17 protein-coding genes are annotated in these 18,785 nt (G+C 70.6%); 5 read left to right on the top strand and 12 right to left on the bottom strand.

Going from position 1 to position 18,785, the window contains the following annotated elements; translation table 11 throughout:
* On the top strand, window positions 1-639 hold a 639-nt coding region (locus AC1DY2_RS01050; RefSeq protein WP_476760724.1), incomplete at its 5' end, for a LysM peptidoglycan-binding domain-containing protein.
* A gap of 118 nt (window positions 640-757) precedes the next feature.
* Entirely contained in the window at window positions 758-2,680 is a 1,923-nt protein-coding gene (gene pknB / locus AC1DY2_RS01055) for a Stk1 family PASTA domain-containing Ser/Thr kinase (RefSeq protein ID WP_476760725.1), read from the top strand.
* A gap of 79 nt (window positions 2,681-2,759) precedes the next feature.
* Here pknB and AC1DY2_RS01060 read toward each other — a convergent pair whose 3' ends face one another.
* The 3 genes from AC1DY2_RS01060 to AC1DY2_RS01070 all read right to left on the bottom strand — a co-directional run bounded on the left by AC1DY2_RS01060 (window position 2,760) and on the right by AC1DY2_RS01070 (window position 5,907).
* A complete protein-coding gene (locus AC1DY2_RS01060) occupies window positions 2,760-4,130 on the bottom strand; it encodes a class II 3-deoxy-7-phosphoheptulonate synthase (protein ID WP_476760726.1) in 1,371 nt (456 codons plus the stop codon).
* 82 nt (window positions 4,131-4,212) lie between these two features.
* Window positions 4,213-4,902 (bottom strand): lysophospholipid acyltransferase family protein, encoded by a 690-nt coding sequence (locus AC1DY2_RS01065; protein ID WP_476760727.1) that lies wholly within the window; start codon window positions 4,900-4,902, stop codon window positions 4,213-4,215.
* A 54-nt stretch (window positions 4,903-4,956) separates the two neighbouring features.
* Window positions 4,957-5,907, bottom strand: a complete 951-nt coding sequence (locus tag AC1DY2_RS01070) for an ROK family glucokinase (RefSeq protein ID WP_476760728.1) — start codon at window positions 5,905-5,907, stop codon at window positions 4,957-4,959.
* A gap of 147 nt (window positions 5,908-6,054) precedes the next feature.
* On the opposite strand from AC1DY2_RS01070, the gene AC1DY2_RS01075 reads away from it, so the two are divergent.
* Entirely contained in the window at window positions 6,055-7,884 is a 1,830-nt protein-coding gene (locus AC1DY2_RS01075) for an AMP-dependent synthetase/ligase (RefSeq protein ID WP_476760729.1), read from the top strand.
* 94 nt (window positions 7,885-7,978) lie between these two features.
* Here the strand turns inward: AC1DY2_RS01075 and def are convergent, their stop codons facing one another.
* The 3 genes from def to AC1DY2_RS01090 are packed head-to-tail and all read right to left on the bottom strand — an operon-like array spanning window position 7,979 to window position 13,317.
* Window positions 7,979-8,470, bottom strand: a complete 492-nt coding sequence (def, locus tag AC1DY2_RS01080) for a peptide deformylase (RefSeq protein ID WP_309978139.1) — start codon at window positions 8,468-8,470, stop codon at window positions 7,979-7,981.
* A gap of 13 nt (window positions 8,471-8,483) precedes the next feature.
* Window positions 8,484-9,875, bottom strand: coding sequence for a MinD/ParA family ATP-binding protein (locus AC1DY2_RS01085; RefSeq protein WP_476760730.1), 1,392 nt, complete (start codon window positions 9,873-9,875; stop codon window positions 8,484-8,486).
* A 37-nt stretch (window positions 9,876-9,912) separates the two neighbouring features.
* Window positions 9,913-13,317, bottom strand: coding sequence for a pyruvate carboxylase (locus AC1DY2_RS01090; RefSeq protein ID WP_476760731.1), 3,405 nt, complete (start codon window positions 13,315-13,317; stop codon window positions 9,913-9,915).
* A gap of 75 nt (window positions 13,318-13,392) precedes the next feature.
* Here AC1DY2_RS01090 and AC1DY2_RS01095 point away from each other — a divergent pair, with 75 nt between their 5' ends.
* Complete coding sequence (locus tag AC1DY2_RS01095) at window positions 13,393-14,226, top strand: ParA family protein (RefSeq protein WP_309978132.1); 834 nt, start codon at window positions 13,393-13,395, stop codon at window positions 14,224-14,226.
* A gap of 110 nt (window positions 14,227-14,336) precedes the next feature.
* Here the strand turns inward: AC1DY2_RS01095 and AC1DY2_RS01100 are convergent, their stop codons facing one another.
* From AC1DY2_RS01100 to AC1DY2_RS01115, 4 genes are all read right to left on the bottom strand, one after another.
* Window positions 14,337-14,891, bottom strand: a complete 555-nt coding sequence (locus tag AC1DY2_RS01100) for a MerR family transcriptional regulator (protein WP_309978130.1) — start codon at window positions 14,889-14,891, stop codon at window positions 14,337-14,339.
* A 110-nt stretch (window positions 14,892-15,001) separates the two neighbouring features.
* Window positions 15,002-15,694, bottom strand: a complete 693-nt coding sequence (ftsR, locus tag AC1DY2_RS01105) for a transcriptional regulator FtsR (protein WP_476760732.1) — start codon at window positions 15,692-15,694, stop codon at window positions 15,002-15,004.
* Window positions 15,694-16,200, bottom strand: a complete 507-nt coding sequence (locus AC1DY2_RS01110; RefSeq protein ID WP_476760733.1) for an FHA domain-containing protein — start codon at window positions 16,198-16,200, stop codon at window positions 15,694-15,696. The genes ftsR and AC1DY2_RS01110 overlap by 1 nt, the downstream gene beginning before the upstream one ends.
* Window positions 16,201-16,217: 17 nt before the next feature.
* Entirely contained in the window at window positions 16,218-16,817 is a 600-nt protein-coding gene (locus AC1DY2_RS01115) for a CDP-alcohol phosphatidyltransferase family protein (RefSeq protein WP_476760734.1), read from the bottom strand.
* A 56-nt stretch (window positions 16,818-16,873) separates the two neighbouring features.
* Here AC1DY2_RS01115 and AC1DY2_RS01120 point away from each other — a divergent pair, with 56 nt between their 5' ends.
* Entirely contained in the window at window positions 16,874-17,704 is an 831-nt protein-coding gene (locus tag AC1DY2_RS01120) for a DUF1295 domain-containing protein (RefSeq protein ID WP_476760735.1), read from the top strand.
* A gap of 42 nt (window positions 17,705-17,746) precedes the next feature.
* Here the strand turns inward: AC1DY2_RS01120 and AC1DY2_RS01125 are convergent, their stop codons facing one another.
* Entirely contained in the window at window positions 17,747-18,196 is a 450-nt protein-coding gene (locus tag AC1DY2_RS01125) for an NUDIX hydrolase (RefSeq protein WP_309978120.1), read from the bottom strand.
* Window positions 18,197-18,222: 26 nt separating this feature from the next.
* A complete protein-coding gene (locus AC1DY2_RS01130; protein ID WP_476760736.1) occupies window positions 18,223-18,768 on the bottom strand; it encodes a MarR family winged helix-turn-helix transcriptional regulator in 546 nt (181 codons plus the stop codon).
* Between the last annotated feature and the right edge of the window lie 17 nt (window positions 18,769-18,785).

Genomic DNA, 18,785 nt, shown 5'->3' on the forward strand with positions numbered 1-18,785 from the left:
CCTCCGGACCCCGCGCCCGCGCCTCCCGCCTCGCCGCCCGAGCCCGGCGGCCAGCACGTCGTCGTCGCCGGCGACACGCTCTCGGGGATCGCCGCGGCCGCCGGTCTGAGCGTCGCTGAGCTGGACGCCCTAAATGGCCTCGGCGGGTCGACCCTCATCGTCCCGGGGCAGGTGCTCGTCACGCGGCGGCCCGAGCCGGTCGTGGCCGTCGCCGTCGCCGCGGTGAGCATGCCGCTGACCGACGAGACCCGGAGCAACGCGCAGCTCATCGTCGACATCGGCCGATCGCTCGGAGTGCCCGACCAGGGCATCGTCGTCGCCCTCGCCGCCGCGGCCCAGGAGTCGGGCCTGAAGAACGTGCACTCCGGCGACCTCGACTCGCTCGGCGTCTTCCAGCAGCGGCCGAGCCAGGGCTGGGGCACGCCCGAGGAGGTGCTCGACCCGGCGCGTGCGGCGGCGGCGTTCTACGGCGGCCCGACGAACCCGAACCCGGGCCRCACGCTGGGTCTCCTCGACATCCCCGGGTGGGAGTCGATGAGCGTCACCCAGGCCGCCCAGGCCGTGCAGCGGTCGGCGCATCCCGACCACTACGCGAAATGGGAGGCCCAGGCGCGCGCCTGGCTGTCGGAGCTCGGCTGACGGCGAGCATGCGCACGCGGCCGGCACGCGGCATCCGTCGGTCACGAAGGCGTTTCGATCTCGGCGTTGCACGGCGTTTAGTCGGCGGCGGGCATACACCTCTTCGTACACTCGAACGGTGACCACCGCGCCCGCCGACCCCATGATCGGCCGTCTCGTCGACGGCCGCTATCAGGTGCGCTCGCGGATCGCCCGCGGCGGCATGGCCACGGTGTACCTCGCGACCGACCTCCGCCTCGAGCGACGGGTCGCGATCAAGATCATGCACGGCCATCTCGCCGACGACAACACCTTCAAGACCCGGTTCGTGCAGGAGGCCCGCTCGGCGGCCCGCCTCGCCCACCCGAACGTCGTGAACGTGTTCGACCAGGGCCAGGACTCCGACATGGCGTACCTCGTCATGGAGTACCTGCCGGGCATCACCCTCCGGGAACTGCTGAAGGACTACAAGAAGCTCACGCCCGAGCAGACCGTCGACATCATGGACGCCGTGCTCTCGGGCCTCGCCGCAGCACACCAGGCCGGCATCGTGCACCGCGACCTCAAGCCCGAGAACGTGCTGCTCGCCGACGACGGCCGCATCAAGCTCGGCGACTTCGGGCTGGCCAGGGCGGCCAGYGCGAACACCGCGACCGGGCAGGCGCTGCTCGGCACGATCGCGTACCTCTCCCCCGAGCTCGTCACCCGCGGCGTCGCCGACGCACGCAGCGACATCTACGCGGTCGGCATCATGATGTACGAGATGCTCACGGGCGAGCAGCCCTACGTGGGCGAGGCGCCCATGCAGATCGCCTACCAGCATGCGAACGACACCGTTCCGATGCCCAGCTCGAAGAACCCGGGTGTGCCGGTCGAACTCGACGAGCTCGTGCTCTGGGCCACGGCGCGCGATCCCGAGGAGCGCCCGAACGACGCCCGGGTGATGCTCGAGCGCCTGCGCGAGGTCGAACCCGACATCCGCTCGCCCCGGCCGCACGGGCGCACCCAGGCGACGATGGTGCTCGCGGGCGGGGCCATGGCAGCGGGTGCCGCCACGGCCGAGACGACGGTGCTCGGCGGAGCGGTCGCCGCTGCTCCGGTGACGACGCTCGAGGCATCCGGTGGCGACGACGGCGACGACGCCGCGGCCCTCTCGACGAGCGCCGACCGCCGCAAGCGCCGCGGCTACTGGATCTTCGCGCTCGTCCTCCTCCTCACCGGACTCGCGGCCGGCACCGGGTGGTACTTCGGGGCGGGCCCCGGGGCGCTCGCCACCGTGCCCGAGACGGCGACGTTCCTGCCCGAGAACGCCCAGCAGGTGCTCGAGGAGGCCGGCTTCGAGGTCGTCGCCGCCGAGCGCAACGACCCGACGGTGCCGGTGGGGCAGGTGTCGGGCACCGACCCCGCGGGCGGCGAACAGGCGCGCAAGGGCTCAGAGGTGACGATGTTCGTCTCGCTGGGTCCGCGCATCCTGGTCGTCCCCGACGTGATCGGCCAGCCCGAGGCCGACGCACGAGCCGCCCTCGCCGACTTCACCGTCGCCGAGCAGAGCGCGCAGCAGTTCTCCGCCGACGTGCCGCCCGGCTCCGTGGTGGCGGCACTCGGTGCCGACGGCAACCCCCTGGGGGCGGAGTATCCCGAGCTCGGCGACGTCACGCTCGTGGTCTCCGTCGGCGCCGTCCCCGACGTCACCGGCATGCCGGTCGCCGACGCCGAGGCGGCCCTCGCCGGCGTCAACCTCGCGGTCGACTACGCCGAAGCCGAGTTCAGCGACGATGTGCCGCTCGACCATGTCATCTCGGCGACGCCCGCCACCGACCCGGTTCGACCGGGCGATACCGTCGTCCTCACCCTTTCGAAGGGCGAGGACCTCGTCGAGGTGCCCAACGTCATCACCGGCGGCACCATCGCGCAGGCGCGCGAGCAGCTCGAGGCGCTCGGCTTCACGGTCACGTCGAACGTGCCGGCCTTCCTCGAGGGCGCCGTCGTGGCATCCGTGCAGAGCCCGGCCGCCGGCGAGAAGCTCAAGCGCGGCTCAGAGGTCACGGTCAACTTCGGCTGAACCGGCAGCGCGTCGTCTGGCCGACGGCCGCGAGCACGCGCGACGTGGGACACCCGCACGGATGCCCCACGCCGAACGCTCAGCGAGCGGTGAGCTCCTCGGCCACGAGGAACGCCAGCTCGAGCGACTGCATGTGGTTCAGGCGCGGGTCGCACAGGGACTCGTACCGGGTCGCCAGCGTCGCCTCGTCGATGTGCTCGGACCCGCCGAGGCACTCGGTGACGTCGTCGCCGGTGAGCTCGACGTGGATGCCGCCCGGGTACGTGCCGGCCGTACGGTGCGCCTCGAAGAAGCCGCGCACCTCGTCGACCACGTCGTCGAAGCGGCGCGTCTTGTAGCCGTTCGGCGTCGTGATGCCGTTGCCGTGCATCGGGTCGGTTACCCACAGCGGGTTGGCGTCGCTGCGCTTGATGGCCTCGAGGAGCGGGGGCAGCGCGTCGCGGATCTTGCCCGCGCCCATGCGCGTGATGAACGTGAGGCGGCCCGGCTCGCGATCGGGATCGAGCTTCTCGACGAGCTCGAGCATCGTCTCGGGCGTCGTCGACGGGCCGAGCTTCACGCCGATCGGGTTGCGGACGCGCGACAGGAAGTCGACGTGCGCGCCATCGAGGTCGCGCGTGCGCTCCCCGATCCAGATGAAGTGGCTCGACGTGTCGTACGGCGTGCCCGTGCGGGAGTCGATGCGCGTCATGGGCCGCTCGTAGTCCATGAGCAGCCCCTCGTGGCCGGTGTAGAACTCGGTGTGCTTCAGCGCCTCGAAGTCGGCGCCGCAGGCCTCCATGAACTTGATCGCGCGGTCGATCTCGCGTGCGAGCGACTCGTAGCGGGCGTTCGCCGGGTTCACCGAGAAGCCCTGGTTCCAGGAGTGGACCTGGCGCAGGTCGGCGAATCCGCCCGTGGTGAATGCGCGGATGAGGTTCAGCGTCGACGCGGCCATGTGGTACCCGCGCACCAGTCGCGCCGGGTCGGCCGCGCGGGACTCGGACGTGAAGTCGTAGCCGTTGACGATGTCCCCGCGGTACGCCGGCAGGGTGACATCGCCGCGCGTCTCGGTGTCGCTCGACCGGGGCTTCGCGAACTGCCCGGCCATCCGGCCCATCTTCACGACCGGCATCGACGCGCCGTAGGTGAGCACCACGGCCATCTGCAGCACGGTCTTCACGCGGTTGCGGATCTGGTCGGCGGTCGCTCCGGCGAACGTCTCGGCGCAGTCGCCGCCCTGAAGCAGGAACGCCTCGCCACGCGACGCGGCGGCGAGCCGGGTGCGCAGCATGTCGACCTCGCCGGCGAACACGAGCGGCGGCAGGGTCGCCAGCTCGGCGGATGCCGCGTGCGCGGCCTCGGCGTCGGGCCACTGCGGCTGCTGCTTGATCGGCAGGGTGCGCCAATAGTCGAGGCCGTCGATCACGGAGGGATCTGCACTGATGACGGGCTCGACGAGCTGTACCACGGAAGTGTCCTGAGGGGTGCGGGGCGCGGTGCGCCGGGAATGGGAACGCGGCGCCGCACGTCGCGCCGCCGCTGCATCGAGCCTACCCCGAGGTCGTCGCGCGTTGCTCCCGCACGGAGCTCGCGTAGACGTCGACGTACTGCTGGCCGCTCAGCGCCCGGAGTTCGTAGACGAGCTCGTCCGTCACGGAGCGCAACACGAAGCGATCACCCTCGAGGCCCTCGAACCGGGTGAAGTCGAGCGGCTCGCCGATGATGATGCCGATGCGCCGGATCTTCGGCAGCCTCGTGCCGATCGGCATGACCTTCTCGGTGCCGATCATCGCGACGGGGAGCACCGGCACGCCGGCCTCGAGCACCATGCGCGCGACCCCGGTGCGGCCACGGTAGAGCCGCGCATCGGGGCTGCGGGTGCCCTCGGGATAGATGCCGAGGATGCCGCCGTCGCCGAGCACGCGGAGGCCGGTGAGGAGTGAGGCCTCCGACGCCTTGCCGCCCGAGCGGTCGATGGGCAGCTGCCCCGCCGCTTGGAAGAACGTCTTCGTCGCCCAGCCCTTGAGGCCCTTGCCGGTGAAGTACTCGCTCTTCGCGAGGAACACCACCGGACGGTCGACGACGAGCGGGAGGAAGATCGAGTCGATGAACGAGAGGTGGTTGCTCGCCAGCACCACCGCGCCCTGCTTCGGCACGTGCTCGAGGCCGACCACCCACGGCCGGAAGATCGCGAGGAGGATCGGGCCGATCACGATGTGCTTCATGATCCAGTAGAACACCGGCGGACTCCCCTCCCGTGCGGACGAACGCTTCAGCCTAGCGCCGGGCGCGTGTCAGGCGTGTTCCTGCACCCAGACGCGCGCCAGGTCTGCCGCGCCGACCACTCCGGCGTCGTTGACGAGCTCGGCGATCACGAAATCGGGCTCGGGGTGGTAGCCGCGCGCCGGGAGGTGCTCGAAGAAGGCTTCACGGATGGGAGCCAGCAGCAGCTCCCCCGCCACCGCCACGCCGCCGCCGAACACGAAGCGCTGCGGGTCGAGCACGGCCGCGAGGGACGCCGAGGCCTGCCCCAGCCAGTGGCCGAGCTGGCGGAGCGCGGCGACCGCCCCCGGGTCCTCGCCCTCGATGAGCGAGCCGACGAGCCGACCGTCGAGGGCCCCGTGCTCGTCGCGCACCCGCGCGAGCGACTGTCCGATGCCGCCCGCGTCGGCGATCTCGTTGGCCATGCGCAGCAGCGCCCGACCTGAACCGTACTGCTCGAGGCATCCGTGCTGCCCGCAGCCGCAGGCGATGCCGCCCGGCACGACCCGGACGTGGCCGAGCTCGGCGCCCGCGCCGAAGCCGCCGCGGAACAGGCGGTCGCCCGCGACGATCGCGCCGCCGACGCCCGTGCCGATCGTGAGCATCACCATGTCGCTCACGAGGCGGCCCGCACCGAACCGGAACTCGGCCCACCCCGCGGCATTCGCGTCGTTGTCGACGACCACCGTCGTGCCGACGCGGGCCTCGAGCTTCTCGCGGAACGGCTCGTTGCGCCAGTTGATGTTCGGCGCGTAGTAGACCGTCGACTGGGCGGCGTCGATGAACCCCGCGGCGGCGACCCCGACGGCGGCGACGTCGCCGTCGGAGGAGAGCGACCGGATCATGTCGACGACCGCGTCCTCGAGGAGCGCCGGATCGCCGGCCGCGGTGGGCACGCGCTCGCTGCGCACGATCGCGCCGAACTCGTCGACGACCGCTCCTGCGATCTTCGTCCCGCCGATGTCGATACCGATCGCGTGCACCAGCAAGCCGCCTTTCGAACGGGGTGAGGCCGAATGATCCCGGGGCCTCAGGGCCGCACGAGCAACGACTAGAGTGTAATCGACCCCAACGCCGAGGTTCGCGCGCCCTGAGGCAGCGCGGCCTCCTCCGGTGCCGAAGGAGCTACCGTGATCCAGTTCGATACCCCCGCCCTCGTCCCGGCCGACCCCGACGCGAATGCGACCGACCTCCTCGTCGACCGGGTCGCCGCCACTCCCGACTCGGTGCTGTTCTCCCTCCCGACGGCCGACGGCGGCTGGTCGCCCGTCACGACCCGCGAGTTCTACGACCAGGTCATCGCCCTCGCGAAGGGCCTCGTGGCCGCGGGCATCCAGCCGGGCGACAAGATCGGGCTCATGTGCAAGACCCGGTACGAGTGGACCCTCATCGACTTCGCCACCTGGTTCGCCGGCGCGGTGCTGGTTCCGATCTACGAGACGAACTCCCCCTCCCAGGTCAAGTGGAACCTCAGTGACTCGGGCGCCATCTCGGTGATCCTCGAGACGCCCGACCACTTCGCGCGCTTCGACGAGGTGCACCCCGAACTGCCCGCGATCCGCAACGTCTGGCAGATCGACCTCGGCGACCTCGACAAGCTCGCCGCGTCGGGCACCGGCGTGGCCGACGAGGAGATCGAACGGCGACGCAACCTCGCGGTCGGCTCCGACATCGCGACCCTGATCTACACCTCGGGATCGACCGGCAAGCCGAAGGGCTGCGTGCTCACCCACTCGAACTTCGTCGAGCTCTGCCGCAACTCCGCCGTGGCGCTCAAGGAGGTCGTGTCCGAGCCCGGCGCGTCCACCCTGCTCTTCATCACGACCGCGCACATCTTCGCGCGATTCATCGCCGTGCTGGCGGTGCATTCCGGCGTGCGGGTCGGGCACCAGCCCGACACCAAGCAGCTGCTGCCGAGCCTCGGCACCTTCAAGCCGACGTTCCTCCTGGCCGTCCCGCGCGTGTTCGAGAAGGTCTACAACGTCTCCGAGCAGAAGGCCGAGGCGGGTGGCAAGGGCAAGATCTTCCGCTCGGCCGCCGAGACCGCCGTCGCCTACTCGATGGCGAAGGAGGCCGGCGCCGTGCCGTTCGGCCTCAAGGTCAAGTTCGCGATCCTCGACCGGCTCGTGCTCTCGAAGCTCCGGCACGCCATGGGCGGCAACGTGAAGTACGCCGTGTCGGGCTCGGCGCCCCTCGGGCCGCGCCTCGGCCACTTCTACCACGCCCTCGGCATCACGATCCTCGAGGGCTACGGCCTCACCGAGACGACGGCGCCGGCGACCGTCAACCTGGCCACGAAGTCGAAGATCGGCTCGGTCGGCCCGGCGCTTCCCGGCGTCTCGGTCCGCATCGCCGACGACGGCGAGATCGAGGTCAAGGGCATCAACGTGTTCAAGGAGTACTGGAAGAACCCCGAGGCGACCGCCGACACCTTCAACGGCGAGTGGTTCAAGACCGGCGACCTCGGCTCGTTCGACAGCGACGGCTTCCTCTCGATCACGGGGCGCAAGAAGGAGATCATCGTGACCGCCGGCGGCAAGAACGTGTCGCCCGCCGCCCTCGAGGACCCGATCCGCGCGAACCCGCTGGTGGGGCAGGTCGTCGTCGTCGGCGACAAGAAGCCCTTCATCTCCGCGCTGATCACCCTCGACCCCGAGATGCTCCCCGTCTGGCTCAACAACAACAACGAGGACGCGGGCATGAGCCTCGAGGAGGCCACCACCAACGCCGCGGTGCTCGCCGAGGTGCAGCGGGCCATCGACGCCGCCAACGAGAACGTGTCGCGCGCCGAGTCGATCCGCAAATTCACGATCCTGGCCACCGAGCTGACCGAGGCGAGCGGGCACCTCACCCCGAAGCTGAGCATCAAGCGCAACGTGATCCTCGAGGACTTCTCGGGCCAGATCGAGTCGATGTACTCGGGCGCCCCGGCCACCGAAGGCCACTCCATCGTGCACTGAGCCCACGCATCGTCGATCGCACGAAGAGGGGCCCCGCGGCATCCGCGGGGCCCTTCTTCGTCACGCGTGTCACGGCCGGATCTGCCGGGCGCGGTCAGAACCAGTCCGACTCGCGCACCTCCTTCATCGCGACCCGACGTTCGGCCTTCTCGAGCCGGTCGAGGTAGAGGATGCCGTCGAGGTGGTCGGTCTCGTGCTGCAGGGCCTGCGCCATCAGGCCCGAGCCCGAGAGCTCGACCTCGTTCCCGTCGAGGTCGATGCCGCGAACCCGGGCGAACGGATGCCGCGGCGTCTTGTGCCAGAGCCCCGGAACCGACAGGCACCCCTCGTCGATGGCCTCGACCTCGCCCGACACCTCGACGATCTCGGGATTCAGGATGTATCCGACCTCGCCGTCGACGTTGTAGCTGAATGCGCGCAGGTTGACCCCGATCTGCGACGCCGCCACCCCCGCACGGCCCGGGAGCTTCACGCTGTCGATGAGGTCGGCGACGAGCGCGCGCACGCCATCGTCGATCTGTTCGACGGGGGCGGAGACGGTCTTCAGGACAGGGTCGCCGAACAGGCGAATGGGGCGTTCCGGCACGTGCGCTCCGATATCAGTACCCGCGGTCGGCGGGCAGGCCTTCCACGACGAGCGCCGCGAGTTCGCGGGCCGCGTGCTTGGTCACGGGACGCAGCTCGTGCCAGTTCACGACGGATCCGGCGGCGAGCTGCGGGTCGTAGGGGATCCGCACGATCTCGCGCACCCGCGACGCGAAGTGCGCCTCGATCTCGTCGACCTTGACGAGGTGGGTGCCCTGGGTCGCCAGGTTGATCGCGACGACCGCGTTCCGCACGAGCTCGCCATAGCCGTTGGCCTCGAGCCAGGTGAGCGTCTCGGACGCGAGCCTCGCCTCGTCGACGCTGCCGCCCGACACGATCACGATCGAGTCGGCCCGCTGCAGGGTGGCGCGCATCACCGAGTGCACGATGCCGGTGCCGCAGTCGGTGAGCACGAGCGAGTAGTACCGGGCCGCGAGCCCGGCGACCACGTTGTAATCGTTGTCGTCGAAGGCCTCGGACAGCGTCGGATCGGTGTCGGACGCGAGGATGTCGAGCCGCGTCTCGTCGCGGGAGACGAAGGCGGAGAAGTCGGTGTAGCCGCCGATCGACGAGGCCTTCGTGACGACGTCGCGCACCGTCTCGCGGGTCTGGCGATCGACGCGCTCGGCGAGCGTGCCGCGGTCGGGGTTGGCGTCGATCGCGATGATGCGGTCGTCGCGCGCATCGGCGAGGGCCATGCCGAGCAGGGCGGTGATCGTCGTCTTGCCGACGCCGCCCTTGCGAGTGAGGACCGGCACGAAACGGGCGCCGCCCTCGAAGCGCTTCTGGATGCGGGCCGTCAGCTCCTTGTACGCCCGCGCCTTGGCCGAGTCGCCGAGGTTGACGAGGTGCAGCGATGCCTCGTAGAGGAAACGGTTGAACCCGCCGTGCGGCGCGGGCCGCGTGGTGCGGTTCAGGTCGATGAGCCGATCGGCGGTGAGGGACTCGGACGGCTCGGGCAGCTCGGAGGGCGTGAGCTGGTCGGTCGGCACGTCGACGACGGCGACGTGGCTGCCGGTGTCGGTGCTGACGCGCTCGCGTCGGAGCTTGGAGGCGYCGGAGGCGAGGAGCGCGCTGTAGGGCGACGCGTCGCGCCGGTAGGAGCTGCGATATCCGGCATTGGAGAGCGCCGGCGTGACGACCTCGACCGAGGTGGTCGAGGGCCCGCCGCCGACCACGGTCCCCGGATTCACGGCCACATCGTCGATCGCGACGGCGACCTCGTCTTCGGGCATCTCGGGCCGCGGCGCGGGAGGCAGGTCGACCCGGATGTTCAGGCTCTCGGGGAGGGCACTCGCTGCGTGCGCGCCCGTCGTCGGCTCGAGCTCACCGTGCTCGTCGGGGGTTCGACGCGCTCCGGTCGCCCGACGTGTCGTCATCTCGCGATCACTGCTGTCGTCAGCCACGGATAGCCCTCCTCACCAGTGCGAACACATCGACAGCCTAGCGCGGGCGCACCACCACGAGCAGATCGCCCGCCTCCACCTGCTGCGTCTTGGGGATGGCGAGCCGCTCCACGACACCGGCAACGGGCGAGGTGATCGCCGCCTCCATCTTCATCGCCTCGATCGACGCCACGCTCTGCCCGGCTGCGATCTCCGCGCCCGGCTCGACCTGGAGCGTGACCACGCCCGAGAAGGGCGCGGCCACCTGGCCGGGCTGCGAAGCATCCGCCTTCTCGGCCGCGCGGGTCTCGACCACGATGCTGCGGTCACGCACGAAGACGGGTCGGAGCTGGCCGTTGAGGATGGTCATGACCGTGCGCATGCCCTTGTCATCGGCCTCGCCGATCGCCTCGAGGCCGGCGTAGAGCCGCACGCCCTTGTCGATCTCCACCACGTGCTCGGATCCCTGGCGCAGCCCGTAGAGGTAGTCGGAGGTGTCGACGACCGACAGGTCGCCGAAGAGCTCCCGGATCTGCTCGAACTGGCGCGTGGGTGCCGGGAACAGCAGGGCGTTGAGCGTCGCGCGACGGGTGACGCTGTCCCCCTCGAGGGCGCTGCGCTGGTCGTCGGTGAGCTCCGTCACGCCGATGCGCACGTCACGGCCGGCGAGCACCTTCGTGCGGAAGGGCTCGGGCCAGCCGCCCGGGAGGTCGCCGAGCTCTCCGGCCATGAAACCGACGACCGAGTCGGGCACGTCGTACTTGTCGGGGTTCTCCGCGAAGTCGGCCGGATCCGCCTTGACCGCCGCGAGGTGCAGCGCGAGGTCGCCGACCACCTTCGACGACGGCGTCACCTTCGGCACGCGGCCGAGGATCTTGTTGGCCGCGGCGTACATGTCCTCGATGAGCTCGAAGTCGTCGGCCAGGCCGAGCGCGATGGCCTGCTGGCGCAGGTTCGAGAGCTGGCCGCCGGGGATCTCGTGGTGGTACACGCGCCCGGTGGGACCGGGCAGGCCGGACTCGAACGGCTTGTAGAGGCGGCGGACCGATTCCCAGTACGGCTCCAGGTCGGCCACCGCCTGCAGCGACATGCCGGTGTCGCGCTCGGTGTGCGCGAGAGCCGCGACCAGCGACGAGGCCGACGGCTGGCTGGTGGTGCCGGCCATCGGGGCACTCGCCACGTCGACCGCGTCGACGCCGGCGCGGCTGGCGGCGAGCAGCGTGGCCAGCTGACCGCCGGCCGTGTCGTGGGTGTGCAGGTGCACGGGCAGGTCGAAGCGCTCGCGCAGTGCGCCCACGAGGCGCTCGGCTGCGGCCGGACGGAGGAGGCCGGCCATGTCCTTGATCGCGAGGATGTGCGCGCCCGCGGCGACGATCTCGTCGGCGAGCCCGAGGTAGTAGTCGAGCGTGTAGAGGTCTTCAGCGGGGTCGAGCAGGTCGCCCGTGTAGCAGAGGGCCACCTCGGCCACGGCGTGGCCGGTGGCCAGCACCGCGTCGATCGCCGGACGCATCTGGTTCACGTCGTTGAGGGCGTCGAAGATGCGGAAGATGTCGACGCCCGTGGCCGCCGCCTCGCGGATGAACGCGTCGGTGACCTCGGTCGGGTACGGGGTGTAGCCGACCGTGTTGCGCCCGCGCAGCAGCATCTGGATGTTGACGTTCGGCAATGCCTCACGGAGCGCGGCGAGGCGCTCCCACGGGTCCTCGCCGAGGAACCGGAGCGCCACGTCGTAGGTCGCGCCGCCCCACGCCTCGACCGAGAGCAGCTCGGGCGTCATGCGCGCCACGTAGGGGGYGACGGCGACGAGGTCCTTGGTGCGCACTCGGGTGGCGAGCAGCGACTGGTGCGCGTCGCGGAACGTCGTCTCGGTGACGGCGAGCGGCGTCTGCGCGCGCAGGGCTGCGGCGAAGCCCGCCGGGCCGAGCTCGAGCAGGCGCTGACGCGACCCCGCCGGCGCCGGCGCCGAGAGGTCGAGCGCCGGCAGCTTCTCGGCCGGGTTCACCGAGGTGGGCGCCGGTCCGTTCGGCTGGTTCACCGTGACATCCGCGAGCCAGTTGAGGATCTTCGTGCCGCGATCCTTGGAGACGCGGCCGCGGACCAGCTGCGGGCGCTCCTCGATAAAGGAGGTGCTGAGGTCGCCGGCGACGAACGCCGGATCCTCGAGGACCGCCTGGAGGAAGGGGATGTTCGTGGAGACGCCGCGGATGCGGAACTCCGCGAGGGCGCGCTTCGCCCGGGCCACCGCGGCCGGGTAGTCACGACCGCGGCACGTGAGCTTCGCGAGCATCGAGTCGAAGTGCGGGCTGATCTGGGCGCCGGGGTTGATCGTGCCGCCGTCGAGGCGGATGCCCGCACCGCCGGGCGACCGGTAGGTGGTGATCTTGCCGGTGTCGGGCCGGAAGCCCGCCGTGGGGTCCTCGGTCGTGATGCGGCACTGCAGTGCCGCGCCGCGCAGGCGGATCTGGTCCTGCTCGAGGCCGAGGCTCGCGAGGGTCTCTCCCGCCGCGATGCGGATCTGCGAGACGACGAGGTCGACGTCGGTGACCTCCTCGGTCACGGTGTGCTCGACCTGGATGCGCGGGTTCATCTCGATGAACACGTGCTCGCCGGCACGCTCGCCCGCGGTGTCGAGGAGGAATTCGACGGTGCCCGCGTTGACGTAGCCGATCGACTTCGCGAACGCGATGGCGTCGCGGTAGAGCGCCCTGCGGACGTCGTCGGACAGGTTCGGCGCCGGCGCGATCTCGATGACCTTCTGGTGACGGCGCTGCACCGAGCAGTCGCGCTCGAACAGGTGGACGGTCTCCCCCGAGGCATCCGCCAGCACCTGGACCTCGATGTGGCGGGGACGCAGCACCGCCTGCTCGAGGAACATCGTCGGGTCGCCGAAGGCGCTGTCGGCCTCGCGCATGGCCTCTTCGAGCGAGCCGCGCAGCTCGTCCTTCGTGTTGACCCGGCGCATGCCGCGACCGCCGCCGCCGGCGACGGCCTTGGCGAAGATGGGGAAGCCGATCTCGTCGGCCTGTGCCACGAGCGCCTCGATGTCGCGGGAGGGCGGCGTGGACCTCAGCACGGGCACGCCCGCGGCGATCGCGTGCTCCTTCGCGGTGACCTTGTTGCCGGCCATCTCGAGCACGTGCTTCGGCGGGCCGATGAAGGTGATGCCGGCCTCGGCCGCGGCCTGCGCGAGCTCGGGGTTCTCGGAGAGGAACCCGTAGCCCGGGTAGATCGCGTCGGCGCCCGACTCGCGAGCCACCCGGATGATCTCGGCCACGTCGAGATACGCCCGCACCGGATGTCCGGGCACGCCGATCTGGTACGCCTCGTCCGCCTTGAGGCGGTGCAGGGAGTTGCGGTCCTCGAACGGATACACGGCGACGGTCTTCGCGCCGAGTTCGACGGCTGCACGGAACGCCCGGATGGCGATCTCTCCGCGATTGGCTACCAGGATCTTCGTGAACATGCAGGCCTTTCCGACGGGTTTCCGCACAGCGAACATTTAGGTATCGCCCGAGGACTAAAGGTAACGTATCTGTTCGTGCACGTACTCAGCGTCAGTTCCCTGAAGGGCGGTGTCGGCAAGACGACCGTCACCCTCGGACTGGCCTCAGCGGCCTTCGCCCGAGGGGTTCGGACGCTCGTCGTCGACCTCGACCCGCAGTCCGATGTGTCGACCGGCATGGACATCCAGATGGCCGGCCACCTCAACGTCGCCGATGTCCTCGCGTCGCCGAAGGAGAAGATCGTCCGCTCGGCGATCGCCCCGAGCGGCTGGACCAGGTCCAACCCGAGCTCGACGATCGACGTCATGATCGGCAGCCCCTCGGCCATCAACTACGACGGCCCGCATCCGTCGATCCGCGACATCTGGAAGCTCGAGGAGGCGCTCGCGAACGTCGAGGCCGACTACGAGCTCGTGCTCATCGACTGCGCGCCCTCCCTGAACGCGCTCACCCGCACGGCCTGGGCCGCGAGCGACCGCGTCGCCGTGGTCACCGAGCCCGGCCTCTTCTCCGTCGCCGCAGCCGACCGTGCCCTCCGCGCCATCGAGGAGATCCGCCGCGGCCTCTCCCCCAGGCTGCAGCCGCTCGGGATCATCGTGAACCGCGCCCGCGTGCAGTCCCTCGAGCACCAGTTCCGCATCAAGGAGTTGCGCGACATGTTCGGTCCGCTCGTGCTCTCGCCCCAGCTGCCCGAGCGCACGTCGCTGCAGCAGGCGCAGGGTGCGGCGAAGCCGCTGCACATGTGGCCGGGCGAGAGCGCGGAGGAGATGTCGAACCACTTCGACCAGCTCCTCGACCGGGTGCTCCGCACGGCGAGGATCGCCGAGTACGCCGGCACGCCCCTGGAGCTCGAGTCCCCCGTCATCTGACGTCATCTGGGACGCCCGGGCGTGGCGCGACCGTTGCGATGGGCTCGACGGCGAGCAGTGGAGCGGTCAACCGATCCGTGGCACGGCCTGATCCCCGAGACCGCTGAAGGTCAGGAGATCTTGCGCGAACGCGCGCCGCGGCGCGCGGCCAATTCGTCCATCGGGTCGGCCGGATGCGTGTCGAGCTCGACCAGCGTGGACTCGACCTCGCGGAGGACCTTGCCGACGGCGATGCCGAACACGCCCTGTCCGCGGTTCACGAGGTCGATGACCTCGTCGTCGGAGGTGCACAGGTAGACGCTCGCACCGTCGCTCATGAGCGTCGTCTGCGCCAGGTCGTCGATGCCCGCCTCGCGGAGCTGGGTCACCGCGGTGCGGATCTGCTGGAGCGAGATGCCGGTGTCGAGGAGCCGCTTGACGAGCTTGAGCACGAGGATGTCGCGGAATCCGTAGAGTCGCTGGGAACCCGAGCCGGCCGCGCCGCGCACGGTCGGTTCCACGAGCTGGGTGCGCGCCCAGTAGTCGAGCTGCCGGTAGCTGATACCTGCCGCGCGCGCGGCGACTGCTCCGCGATATCCGGCAGCGTCGTCGTGATCGGGGAGCCCGTCGGTGAACAGCAGGCCGAGGTCGTAGCGATCTCGTTCACTCCGGTCGAGCTCGCTCATCCGATCGCCCCTCACTCTCACGCCCGCACCCCGATGGCGCGAGTCCCACGCTACCGACGCCGGGGGTCCGCGCCAAACACATCGGGCCGAACGTCACGGCGTGTCGCGGATCAGCGTGCGAGTCGCGCGAGCGCGTCCCTCACCACGGCGCTGCGCACCGTCTCGAGCTGTTCGGCGAGCTCACGTGCGCGCTCGGCCGCACGCGCCTTGTCGGCCGGGTCGGAGCGTCGCGACGGGGCGATCGCCCGCTCGACGAGTGCGGCCTCCCGTTCTGCGGCGGCGCGCAGGCCTCTCAGGTGGCGGGTCTCGATGCCGACCTCGCGCAGGGCGACGAGCGCCCGGAGCACGGTCAGCGCCTCCTCGCCGTAGGGTCCCGCCGCCGGCAGGAGCGAAGCCGAGACGGCGTCGTCGAGCAGGGTCCGCGTCGCACCGGCGACCTCCACCAGCTCGTCACGCCCGTATCGGCGCGCCCCGGCGAGGAATGATGCCGCACTCGCCGCTCCGGGCAGGGCGGGCGTCTCACCGGCGTCGATCGCCTCGAGGTGCGCCCGGATGACCTTGAGCGGGAGGTACTGGTCGCGTTGCATCGACAGCACCACGGTGATGCGCTCCACGTCGGCGTTCGAGAACTTGCGATAGCCGGACGGCGTGCGCGCCGGCGAGACGAGGCGCTGCTCCTCGAGGAATCGCAGCTTCGACGGTGTCAGCTCGGGGAACTCGGGCTGAAGCAGCGCGAGTACCTGGCCGATGCCGAGCAGTTGGGCCTGGCCGCTCGCGTGCGTGGAGGCGGCGGTGCCCGGCACTAGCTGCTCGCCAGCGGCGCCAGGTCGCGTCGAGAGGCGTAGAAGGTGAGCCGGTACTTGCCGATCTGCACCTCTGCGCCGTCGCTGAGGAGGGCCGTCTCGATGCGCACGCCGTCGAAGTACGTGCCGTTCAGCGAGGACAGGTCCTTCACCTCGAAGGCCGTGCGGTGACGGAGGAACTCCGCGTGCCGCCGGGAGACGGTGACGTCGTCGAGGAAGATGTCGGCGTCGGGGTGACGGCCGACCGTCGTGACGTCGGTGTCGAGCAGGAACCGCGCTCCGCTGTTCGGACCGCGGCGCACGATGAGCAGCGCCGACCCCGAGGGCAGCGCGGCGATCGCCTCCTGCTCCTCGGCCGTGATGTCGCCGTCGAGGGCGGAGAGCTGCGCGGCCGCCTCACGGCTGAATCCGATCGTGGTGTCGGTGGAGCCGTCGCCGACGGCGCCGTTCGACCGCGTAGCCGGAGACTCGCCGTCGTCCGACCCCACTGCGCCAGCCTGAGTCATGTCGTCATCCGCCACGGCTAACCTCCCTGTTCCAGCGTATCGGATCGGGACTTGTCCGCCACACGGGGAATGCGGATGACGCGTGCCGTCTCGATCGCGTAGATGATGCCGGCCCACCAGTAGAGGAACGCCCCCCACATCGTGATGGCCCAGCCGATCGGCTCGCTCACCGCTTCGACGGCGGGGAACGCGAGTCCGAGCATGATGACGGGCAGGCCGAAGAAGAGCGCGAACGTGGCGACCTTGCCGAGCTGGTGCACGGGCAGGGGTCCGTAGCCGTGGTTCGCGAGCACGATACCGAGCACGAGGAGGAACACGTCTCGGGCGACGATGACGAGCACGATCCACCACGGGACGAGCTCGTTGGCCGCGAGTCCGACGAGCGCCGCGAAGATGTAGAGCCGGTCTGCGGCGGGGTCGAGGAGCTGCCCCAACCGCGTCACCTGACCCAGCCGCCGGGCGAGGTGGCCGTCGAGCGCGTCGGTGAGGCTCGCGACGACGAGCACGATGAGTGCAGCCACGTAGTCGCCGACCACGATGAAGGCGAGGAACGCCGGGACGAGCGCGAGCCGGAGCATCGTGAGGACGTTGGGGATCGTCCAGATCCTCGTACTCACCGGCCCCGCATCGTCCCCGCCCACGGTGCGATCCTATCGACCCCTAGAATGCGGCCATGGGTCCCCTCCTCGTGTGTCTCGTCATCTGCGCGATCGTCATCGCCGCAACCTGGGTCGCGTCGCTGCTGACCCGCGAGTACTCGTGGGTGGACCGCATCTGGTCCGTCGTGCCGGTCGTCTACGTCTGGGTCTTCGCGGTGGCGAGCGGATTCGACGCGCGGCTCGTGCTGATGGCCGCCCTGGTCACCGCATGGGGCATCCGGCTCACGTACAACTTCGCGAGGAAGGGCGGCTACCGCGCGGGCGGCGAGGACTACCGCTGGGCGGTCCTGCGCGAGCGGATGTCGCCCACGGCGTACCAGCTGTTCAACCTGTTCTTCATCTCGATCTACCAGAACGCGCTGATCCTGCTGTTCTGCCTCCCGGCGTTCACGGTGTTCGAGGCAGGCGGCTCGCCGCTCGGCGTCTGGGACCTGGTGCTGACGGCGGTGTTCGTGGCGTTCCTCGTGGGCGAGAGCGTCGCCGACCAGCAGCAGTGGGTCTTCCACCGGTGGAAGGCGGCCGAGCGCGCCGCGGGGCGCGCCCCGCGTCCGGGCTTCCTCACGACCGGACTGTTCCGGGTGTCGCGGCACCCCAACTTCTTCTTCGAGCAGGCCCAGTGGTGGGTGTTCTACGGCTTCGTCGTCGCCGCCACCGGGGTGTGGCTGCACTGGACGATCGCCGGGGCGGTGCTGCTCACGCTCCTCTTCATCGGCTCGACCGTGTTCACCGAATCCATCTCGCGGGCGAAGTACGCCGACTACGACGAGTACCGTGCGCGCACCTCGCCGATCGTGCCCTGGTTCCCTCGCTCGCGTGCGGCGTCTCGCGAGGAGCGCACCGCCTGAAACGCGGCGCCCGGTGCTGCGGCGGCTCGTGCGACGGCCCCTTCAGAGCCGGCTGCGCAGCCCTGGCCAGGACTCGGCGAATCGCGGATGCAGCGGCAGGGCGTCGACGTCGGCGACCGGCACCCACCGAAGGGCGATGCTCTCGGGGTCGCTGACGACGGGCGTGAAGCGCGACGACGCGTCGGCGACCACGGTCGTGTACGACCAGTAGCCGAGGTCGAGCACGGTCGTGAACCGCACGTCGAGGGAATCGGCCGGCACCCCCGCCTCCTCCCCCGCCTCGCGAACCGCCGCGGCGACCGCCGTCTCGCCTTCGTGCCGCGCCCCGCCGGGCACGCCCCACGTGCCGCCGAAGTGACTCCACTCGGCACGGTGCTGCAGCAGCACCTCGAAGTCGGGGCTCACCACGAGGAGGCCGGCGGCACCGAAGCGCCCCCAGTACCGATCGCCGTCGGGACCCTCGACCCACGCATCGCCGCTCGCACCGCTCATCTCTCAAGCATGGCGCACGCCGGCGGTCAGGTTGCGGGAGGTGACGACGGCGAGGGCGACGGCGACCCGCCGAGGTCTGGGGCGTCCTCGACGATCTCCGACAGGCGGTCGAGGAAGCCGACGACCACCAGCCGTTCCGCCGCGGTGAGGGACGACGCGAGCCGCAGCATCCGCTCGTGCATCGGACCGAGCGCACGCCGAAGCCGTTCGTGCGCACCGGGCAGGGTGCCGAGGAGCAGCGACCGCCGGTCGGTGGGATGCTCCTGGCGTTCGACGTAGCCGCCGGAGACGAGCCGGCCGACGAGCTTCACGGTCGCGGCGCTCGTGATGCCGAGCTCTCTGGCCAGGGCCGCGCTGGTGGCGAGCCGGCCCGACCGCTCCTGGCGGATGATCCAGCGCAGGGCGGCCAGGTCGGTGTCCCCCATGTCCATGTCCTCGCGGGTGCGCCGCCGCATGGCCGCCTCGGCGTCGCGATGCCGGCGGATGGCCTCGAGCACCTCGAGTGCCGACGGGTCCGAGCGGTCGTACCAGTACCCCTCGTCACTCGAACTTTCGGTTGTTCCCAACGCCATAGCGCGATGATATCTTC

The sequence above is a fragment of the Agromyces sp. P1_H4 genome (genome assembly GCF_056405255.1).

What these genes read in the sequence shown, in the direction of transcription:
- AC1DY2_RS01125 (WP_309978120.1), bottom strand. Translation starts at nt 18,196, where the DNA reads ATGAGCGGTGCGAGCGGCGATGCGTGGGTCGAGGGTCCCGACGGCGAT.
- AC1DY2_RS01120 (WP_476760735.1), top strand. Translation starts at nt 16,874, where the DNA reads ATGGGTCCCCTCCTCGTGTGTCTCGTCATCTGCGCGATCGTCATCGCC.
- AC1DY2_RS01100 (WP_309978130.1), bottom strand. Translation starts at nt 14,891, where the DNA reads ATGAGCGAGCTCGACCGGAGTGAACGAGATCGCTACGACCTCGGCCTG.
- AC1DY2_RS01110 (WP_476760733.1), bottom strand. Translation starts at nt 16,200, where the DNA reads ATGACTCAGGCTGGCGCAGTGGGGTCGGACGACGGCGAGTCTCCGGCT.
- AC1DY2_RS01130 (WP_476760736.1), bottom strand. Translation starts at nt 18,768, where the DNA reads ATGGCGTTGGGAACAACCGAAAGTTCGAGTGACGAGGGGTACTGGTAC.